8 protein-coding genes and 1 pseudogene are annotated in these 8,163 nt (G+C 71.5%); 2 read left to right on the forward strand and 7 right to left on the reverse strand.

Annotated elements, in window-relative coordinates; translation table 11 throughout:
- Positions 1–710, reverse strand: a pseudogene (locus VGD70_RS09065) (hypothetical protein); the annotation flags it as partial.
- A gap of 228 nt (positions 711–938) precedes the next feature.
- Here VGD70_RS09065 and VGD70_RS09070 point away from each other — a divergent pair.
- Both VGD70_RS09070 and VGD70_RS09075 read left to right on the forward strand, forming a co-directional pair.
- On the forward strand, positions 939–1,430 hold the full coding sequence (locus VGD70_RS09070) for a DUF3145 domain-containing protein (RefSeq protein WP_331080047.1): 492 nt from the start codon (positions 939–941) through the stop codon (positions 1,428–1,430).
- A gap of 18 nt (positions 1,431–1,448) precedes the next feature.
- A complete protein-coding gene (locus VGD70_RS09075) occupies positions 1,449–2,033 on the forward strand; it encodes a hypothetical protein (protein WP_331080049.1) in 585 nt (194 codons plus the stop codon).
- Between the two features lie 253 nt (positions 2,034–2,286).
- On the opposite strand, the gene VGD70_RS36920 is transcribed toward VGD70_RS09075, so the two are convergent.
- The 6 genes from VGD70_RS36920 to VGD70_RS09105 all read right to left on the reverse strand — a co-directional run bounded on the left by VGD70_RS36920 (position 2,287) and on the right by VGD70_RS09105 (position 7,322).
- Positions 2,287–2,442 carry a hypothetical protein gene (locus tag VGD70_RS36920; RefSeq protein WP_414637922.1) on the reverse strand — a complete coding sequence of 52 codons (156 nt, stop codon included), beginning with the start codon at positions 2,440–2,442 and terminating at the stop codon, positions 2,287–2,289.
- A 26-nt stretch (positions 2,443–2,468) separates the two neighbouring features.
- Entirely contained in the window at positions 2,469–3,716 is a 1,248-nt protein-coding gene (locus VGD70_RS09085; protein ID WP_331080050.1) for a beta-ketoacyl-[acyl-carrier-protein] synthase family protein, read from the reverse strand.
- Positions 3,717–3,797: 81 nt separating this feature from the next.
- A complete protein-coding gene (locus VGD70_RS09090) occupies positions 3,798–4,052 on the reverse strand; it encodes an acyl carrier protein (protein ID WP_331080052.1) in 255 nt (84 codons plus the stop codon).
- A 53-nt stretch (positions 4,053–4,105) separates the two neighbouring features.
- A complete protein-coding gene (locus VGD70_RS09095) occupies positions 4,106–5,080 on the reverse strand; it encodes a beta-ketoacyl-ACP synthase III (protein ID WP_331080055.1) in 975 nt (324 codons plus the stop codon).
- A complete protein-coding gene (locus VGD70_RS09100) occupies positions 5,077–6,033 on the reverse strand; it encodes an ACP S-malonyltransferase (RefSeq protein WP_331080057.1) in 957 nt (318 codons plus the stop codon). The genes VGD70_RS09095 and VGD70_RS09100 overlap by 4 nt, the downstream gene beginning before the upstream one ends.
- Before the next feature lie 119 nt (positions 6,034–6,152).
- Positions 6,153–7,322, reverse strand: coding sequence for a PucR family transcriptional regulator (locus VGD70_RS09105; protein ID WP_331080058.1), 1,170 nt, complete (start codon positions 7,320–7,322; stop codon positions 6,153–6,155).
- Positions 7,323–8,163 lie beyond the last annotated feature (841 nt).

The following is an 8,163-nucleotide window of genomic DNA, read 5'->3' on the forward strand; positions in this document are numbered from 1 at the left end:
CACCGCAACTGCCCGCGCCGCGCGGCCGGTTTGGGCGACCGGACCACCGGCTCGGCCACCCTCGGGATGATCGTGGTGCTGGCCAGGGCGAGGTCCGGCAGCACGGCGTCGGAGAAGCCCTCGGCCTTGAGCTCGGCCGGGTCCGGCAGCGGGGCGTCCGGGGCGAGCGCGGCGATGATCCGCCGGGCCGCGTCCACCGAACACCGGCGCTGGTAGACGGCCAGCTCGCGGGCCGCGGTGAGCAGCGTCATCGGCTCCGGGTGCAGCACGCGCACGCCGCGCAGCAGGTCGGAGGTGGGCTGCTGGACCTGGGAGACATACGGACCGACCGCGATGACCGTGCCGACCGGCAGCGGCTCGACCCGGGACTTCTCCAGGTACCGGGTGATCACCCCGATCAGCTCCATCGCCTCGGTGGCGGGGTTGACCACGCCGTCCGGGCGGACCAGCGGCCAGCCGTCGGTGCGCCACTGGCCGGACAGCGGTGCCTCCAGCCGCACGGCCGGGTCGGGCAGGTCGACGCCCACGACCACCAGCACGCCGCGGGGCAGCAGCACGATCGCGTCCACCGGCCGCGGGCTGTCCCCGGGCTGGCATCCGAGCAACGCGACGCCGCCCACGACCGCGTCCCCGCGTCCCCAGGAGGCGAGCGCGGCGCGGACGTCGGCACCGACCTCCGAGGACTCCTCGCCGAGTCGGATCAGTCGCACGTTGCACCTCCCCGACAGGTTCGCGGTGTGGTCACCCGATCCGGGACAACCGTATCTGGATGGCTACGCTTGGTGTGGCGAGCCCTGTGATTCCGCGCCGGTGTGGCGAAAACGTGTCGGCGCAGGGCACAATGGTCGCCAATAACAGTGGTTGGAGTGCGCGAGCTGTCCACCGTGGACGAGGACGTAGGGGAAGACGGTTCCTCGTCGATCAAGCGGAGGTCAGCAGTGAGCACTCGTGGCGTGGTGTACGTCCACTCGTCGCCGTCTGCGGTTTGTCCGCACGTCGAGTGGGCTATTTCGGGCACCCTCGGAGTCCGGGCGAACCTGCAGTGGACCGCGCAGCCGGCGGCGCAGGCACAGCTCCGGGCCGAGTGCGGCTGGACCGGGGAGGCCGGTACCGGTGCCAAGCTCGTGGCCGCGTTGAAGGCGTGGCCGATGACCCGTTTCGAGGTCACCGAGGAACCGAGCGAGGGTGTCGACGGCGAGCGGTTCTGTTTCGTGCCCACCCTCGGGCTGTGGCGCGCCCGCACGTCGGCCAACGGAGACCTCGTGGTCGGGGAGGATCAGCTGCGGGCCATGGCCACGGCCAGCCGGGCAGGTGAGGCGTTCGCCCACAAGATCGACGAGCTGCTCGGCGCGTCGTGGGACGCCGCCCTGGAGCCGTACCGCCGGGCGGGCGACGGTGCCCCGGTGACCTGGCTGCACAGGGTCGGGTGAGCGTGGCAGGCTCTACGGGTGCCGTCTGACCGTCCACGCCAGCTCTGGCTGTTGCCGGTGCTACTGATCACGGTGATCGCGACAGCCGTCGGCGCCCTTCTGACCCGCACCCTGTACGAGGACCCAGGCCCGACGCCGCCTTCTGCTGTCCTGCTGCCCCAGACTTCTCTGCCGCCGAGCCAGCAACCCGGCCCGGCGACCGTCGCGGGCAGCCAGGACGCGGTGGCGCATCCGCTGTACGAGACCGTCCGGGAGCTGCTCCAGCGGTATTTCGACGCGATCAACTCCCGGGACTACGCGGCCTGGCAACGCACGGTGATCCGCCAGCGCATCGACATGACGCCGGAGAAGAAGTGGCGCGCGGACTACCAGACCACTCAGGACGGCAGCGTCATGATCTACCGCATAGAACTGGGCGAACAGGACACGGCCCGGGTGCTGATGACGTTCACGAGCACCCAGGACCTGGCGAACGCCCCGAAGGAGCTGCCGGCCGGGTGCATCCACTGGAACGTGGTGTTCCCCCTGGTCCAGGAACGCGACGGCTGGAAGCTGGACAGCAGCCCAGCAAGCGCAAGCCCCCAGCACGAAGCCTGCACCTGAAGGCGAAGCGAAGCTCCAGAGGGCGGCGAGGGAGGTAGCGGCCGTGGCCTCCGGCCCCCGAGATCCATCCTACGGACGCCCACCGACGAAAACCGCGGCCAAGAGCGGCCCCTGTGGACAACTCGCCCAGCGGGCGCTGCCGCCAGCGCCTCAGCCAGCTTCCGCCGGGTCTGCCGAGGCTCGATCATCTCGTCCACGACCCCGATAGCCATCGCCCGATCGACCCCACCGGCGATCCGCTCGTGCTCCTCGGTCAACCGGACGTCAGGGCCTCCCGGTCCTCCTCCGGCCACGCGAACACCGCCGTCGCACCCCTGGCCGACGCCGGGCGGGTACCCCGGCACGTCGACGACCACGGGCAGCGGCACCACTCGAGCCGCTCGGCCGCGGCGGCGCCCCTCCGGGTCATGCGAAGGACCGCGCCCTGACTTGTGGTCAGGCCGCGGTGAACGCCAGGGCCACGTTGTGACCGCCGAAGCCGAACGAGTCGTTCACGGCCGCGTTGAGCTCCAGCTTGCGGGGCTCGCCGGCGACGATGTCCAGCTGCACCTTGGGATCCTGGTTCTCCAGGTTCCGGGTGGCCGGGATGATGCCGTGGTAGATCGACAGCAGCGTCGCGATGCTCTCCACCGCGCCGGCACCGCCGACCAGGTGACCCATCGAGCTCTTCGGCGCGGTCAGCACCACGTGGTCGCCGATCGCCTTGCGGATCGCGACCGCCTCGCCGATGTCGCCGACCACCGTGGACGTGGCGTGCGCGTTCACGTGGCCGATGTCGGTCGGCGACAGGCCGGCCGAGCGCAGCGCGTACTTGATCGCGTTGATCTGGCCGATGCCCTCCGGGTGGTTGCCCGTGATGTGATACGCGTCGGACGTGATGCCGGCCCCCGCCAGCTTCCCGTAGATCCGCGCACCACGAGCCCGGGCGTGGTCCTCGCGCTCGAGCACCAGCACGCCGGCACCCTCGCCGAGGACGAACCCGTCCCGGTCGACGTCGAACGGCCGGGACGCGCGCTCCGGCTCGTCGTTGCGCAGCGACAGCGTCCGGGACTGGGCGAACCCGGCGACGGTGATCTGGTGGATGCACGCCTCGGCGCCACCCGCCACCACCACGTCCGCCCGGCCGGACTGGATCATCTGCCACCCGGTGGCCAGGCCCTCGGCGCCGGACGCGCACGCCGACGCCGGGGAGTGCACCCCGGCCCTGGCCATCAGCTCGATGCTGACGTGCGCGGCCGGCCCGTTGGGCATGAGCATCGGCACGGTCAGCGGCGAGACCTTGCGCAGCCCCTGGCTCTCCAGGAGGTCGTCCTGGTCGAGCAGGGTGACCGGGCCACCGATGCCGGTGCCGATGGCCACGCCGAGCCGGTCGGGGTCGACCGACTGGCTCTCCTCGGTCGGGGTCTCGTAGCCGGCGTCCGCCCAGGCCTGCCGCGCGGCGATGATGGCGATCTGCTCACAGCGGTCCAGCCGGCGCAGCTGCACGCGGGGCAGGACCTCGCTCGGCTCGACGGCGAGGGGCGCGGCCAGCTTCGCGGGCATGTCGTACTTCGCGACCCATTCGGCGTCGTTGGTGCGGATGCCGTTGCGGCCGGCGATCAAGGCGTCCCAGGTGGACGTGACGTCGCCGCCCAGCGGCGTCGTCGCACCCATTCCCGTGACGACCACATCGACCGTGCTCATTGCCCCCTCCGTGGTGGCTCGCTGGTGCCAGCTCGTGGCGGTGCCAGACGTGATGCCGGACAGGTGTGTCAGGCGTGTGTGTCAGGCGTTTTTGGAGACGTAGCTGACCGCGTCCCCGACGGTCTTCAGGTTGGCGAGCTCGTTGTCCGGGATCTTCACCTCGAAGCGGTCCTCTGCCTGCACGGCGATCTCGACCATGGACAGCGAGTCGATGTCCAGGTCGTCCACAAAGGACTTGTCGGCGGTGACCTCGTCGGCCTCGACACCGGCGACCTCTTCGACGATCTCGGCGAGACCGGCGAGGATCTCCGCCTCGCTGGGCTTCTCGTTCGCCATGTACTCAATCTCCTTCTGTTCGCCGGACGGCACGCGCCGCCGGGAGTTCCTGGTTATGGGCAGATCACGACCTGGCCGGCGTAGGACAGGCCTGCGCCGAACCCGATCAGCAGCGCGACGTCGCCGGAGTGCACCCGGCCCGCCGCCCGCATGTGGTCCATCGCCATCGGGATGGACGCGGAAGAGGTGTTGCCCGAGGTGACGATGTCGTCGGCGACGACCATGTCCTCCCGCGCGCCCTTCTGCCGCAGCTTCTTGGCGATCGCCTCGACGATCCGCAGGTTCGCCTGGTGCGGGATCAGCACGTCCACATCGGACGGCTCGAGGCCCGCGAGCTCCAGCGCACGCAGCGCGATCGGCGCGATCTTCGTGGTCGCCCAGCGGAAGACCGCCTGGCCCTCCTGGAAGATGTACTTGTCGTCGGGCATCGTGATGGTCTCGACCAGGTCCCCGGCGGTGCCCCACGCCACCGGCCCGATGCCCGGCTCGTCGCTCGGGCCCACCACCGCGGCACCCGCACCGTCGGCGAAGATGATCGCGGTCGACCGGTCGGCCGGGTCGACGACGTCGGTGAGCTTCTCCGAGCCGATCACCAGCACCCGGGTGGCCGAGCCGGCGCGGACCATGTCCGAGGCCGACGCGAGCGCGTAGCAGAACCCGGCGCACGCGGCGTTGAGGTCGAACCCGCCGGCCGCCTTCACCCCGATCAGCTCGGCGACCTGGGCCGCGGCGTTGGGGATGGGCACGGTGGTGGTGCAGTTGGCCACGAGCACGGTGTCCACGTCGGCCGGGACGAGCCCGGACGCGGCGATCGCCTTGGAGCCGGCCTCGACCGCCATCGAGACGACGGTGTCCTCCGGCCCGGCGAAGCGGCGCTCGGCGATGCCGACCCGCTCGCGGATCCACTGGTCGTTGGTGTCCATGTGCTCCGACAGCTCGTCGTTGGTCACGACGCGCTCGGGCTGGGTGCTGCCGATGCCGAGGATCCGGGTGGCCGCGGCGCCCTGGGACAGTCGCAGCTGGGTCATGCGGAGGCCTCCTGGTCGGTGTGGTCGGACAGCGCGGCGGCCACCTTCGCCAGGTCGTCGGGCTTCTTGAGGCTGACGATCGTGACGTCGGTGAGCTCGCGCCGGGCGAGCCCGGTGAGCGCGCCCGCGGGCGGCAGCTCGGCGAGGGCGTGCACGCCGCGCGCGGTCATCGTGGCCATGCAGGAGTCCCACCGGACCGGCCGGGTGACCTGCTCGACCAGCCGGTCGAGCACCTCCGCGCCGGTGGCCACGGGCTCGCCGTCGGCGTTGGACAGCAGCGTGCGGGTGGGGTCGGCGGTCGTGACGGCGGCGGCCTTCTCGCGCAGCGCCTCCCGCGCGGGCTCCATGTAGCGCGTGTGGAACGCGCCGGCCACTTTGAGCTTGATGATCTTCTTCACGAACTCGGGCTTGTCGGCGACGATCTTGTCCACCGCGTCGAGCGCACCGGCGGCGACGATCTGGCCGGCGCCGTTGCGGTTGGCCGGGGTGAGGTCGAACTCGGCGAGCCACTCGACGACCTGCTCGGGCTCGCCACCCATCACCGCGGCCATGCCGGTGGGCGCGAGGTCGCACGCGGCGGCCATCTCCCGCCCGCGCACCGCGGCCAGCGACACGGCGTCGTCGGCGCTGAGCACGCCGGCCATCGCGGCGGCGGCGAGCTCGCCCACGGAGTGCCCGGCCACCAGCATGCCGGCCGGCAGCTCGTGGCGTCGCTCCAGTTCCTCGAACGCCAGCAGCGCGAGCGCCACCACCAGCGGCTGGGTGATCGCGGTGTCCTTGATCGCGTCGGCGTCCGCCGTCGTGCCGAGCTCGACGAGGTCGAGCCCGGTCAGCTCGGACCAGCCGGCCACCCGCTCGCGGGTGCCGTCCAGCTCGAGCCATGGGGCGAGCATGCCGGGAGTCTGGGAGCCCTGGCCTGGGGCGAGTAGCGCGAGCACAGTGCAACTACACACGTTGGGCACCCTCTGACGTGATGCTGACAGTCACCAAGTCAGGGCGACCGTTTTGTAGGAACCATACAAAGGTTGCCGCCTGATGAACGGTCAAGAAGGGTTTGTGTTGTTCGGATGGCCTACCACAGGCCCCGCGATCGCGACAGCCTTCCGACCGCAAGTGCGATGCGGAGCACAAGCGCGTCGCGAGCGAGATTGGCGTTGCGACCGGTCAGCTCGGTGGCCTTGCGAAGCCGGTAGCGGACGGTGTTCGGGTGGACGAACAGCAGCCGCGCGCACGTCTCGAGCACGCCGCCGGCCTCCAGGTAGGTCTCGACGGTCTCCAGCAGCGCGCCGCCCGCCTCCTCGAGGGGCCTGGCGATCTGCTCGATGAGCTGCCACTCGGCCTCGGGGTCGCCGGCGAGCGCGCGCTCGGGCAGCAGGTCGGTGGAGCGGACCGGGCGCGGCGCGGTCGGCCAGGCGACGACCGCGCGCAGGCCGGACAGCGCGTCGGCGGAGCTGCGGTGCGCGTCGGCGATGTTGTCGACGGTCGGCCCGGCCACGACGGGCCCGTTGCCGAACGAGGCGGACATCTTCTTCAGGACGTCGCTGGGTTCCCCGGTCTCGCCGGCCAGCACGACGACCAGGCGGGAGCCCTGCACGCCGAGGAGGACGGGCCGGTTGGCGCGGGCGGCGCGGCGGCGGACCTCGTAGAGGACGGTGGGCGGGTCGTCGGAGGGGGAGTTGCCGACGAGGACGGTGGCGGGCTCGTCGAGGTCCCAGCCGAGCGCGGCGGCCCGGGAGAGGAGGGACTCCTCGGCGTCGCCGCGGACGATGGCGTCGACGACGGAGGCCTCGAGCCGGGCGTCCCACGCGCCGCGGGTCTCGGCGGCGGAGGCGTAGGACATCGCGGAGGTGAAGGCGACTTCGCGGCCGTAGCGCAGGACGGCCTCGGTGAGGACCTGCCGCTCGTCGTCGTCGGCGGCGAGGTCGGGCACCTCCTGCTCGATGACGTGCAGGGCGACGCGGACGAGCTCGACGGTCTGCCGGAGGCTGATCCAGCGGGACAGCTCGCGCGGGGCCTGCCGGAAGGCGTCGGTGGTGAGGCGGATGGCTTCGCGCTGGTCGCGGAGGTAGGCGGTGAACCCGGCCGCCCCGGTCTGCGCGATGAGCTGCACGCTGGCGCGCTGGTCGGCGGGCATGCGCCCGAACCAGGCGAACTGCTCGTCCATGGAGGCGAGCGCCGCGGAGGCCAGCTTGCCGGACGCGAGATCCAGCGCCGCCAACGTCTCCCGCGACACGTTCACCATGGCCTGACTGTAGGCGGCCACGCCCCCGACCCGCACCGCCGTCGGCCTCCGCCCCCGGATCAGCCTACGCAGCAGCCCCGACAACAGGGGCCCGAAATCTGACGCCTGTGGACAACCCCCTCGAGGCCCGACCCGAGCCAGCAGCCCCGCGGCCTCCGGCCCCGGAATCCAGCCTACGTCCACCCCCCGACAAACCCAGGCCGCCGCGATCTCCCCTGTGGACACCCGACACCGAGCCAAACAAAGACCGCAACCCACGAACCCGGCGACCCCGAAGCGAGAGCACTGAATGCGAAGCAGCCCGCGAGACGCAAAGAGCGCGAGAGCTGCTCAACGCGAGCGGAGGCGAGAAGCAGCCAACGCCAACCAGCCCGCGAAGCACCAAGACCGAGCCAACACAAAGCGAAGCGGCAAGACCGAGCCAACACAAAGCGAGCCCGCGAAGCGCGGGATCAAGCCAACGCGAACCAAGCCCGCCAAGCGCCAAAGACCCAGCCAACACAAACCGAACGGCAAGACCCAGCCGAGGCCGCGAAGCGGCGAGAGGCAGCCAACGCGAAGCGAGGCCGCGAAGCGGCGAGCCGCGAAGCGGCAAAAGCTGGTCGATGCGAAGCGAGCCCACGCTGGGTCGGAAGGAGCTCGCACCGTGGGGGCCTGGGGGGTCGCCCCCCAGAGCCTTCGAAGAGGGAAGGCGGCCCATAGGGACACCGAACAGGGGGGCGCGGAGCCGCCCGGCGTGGCGGTGCGCACGCCGCCGGGCGGCCCCTCTCCCCGGTCCCCACCGGTAATTCCACTATGGACGGACTGGGGGGAGGGCGCCAGCGGTGTACCCCGAAAGTGG

It is taken from the genome of Actinophytocola sp., assembly GCF_036402745.1.
In the GTDB taxonomy this organism is placed as follows: domain Bacteria; phylum Actinomycetota; class Actinomycetes; order Mycobacteriales; family Pseudonocardiaceae; genus Actinophytocola.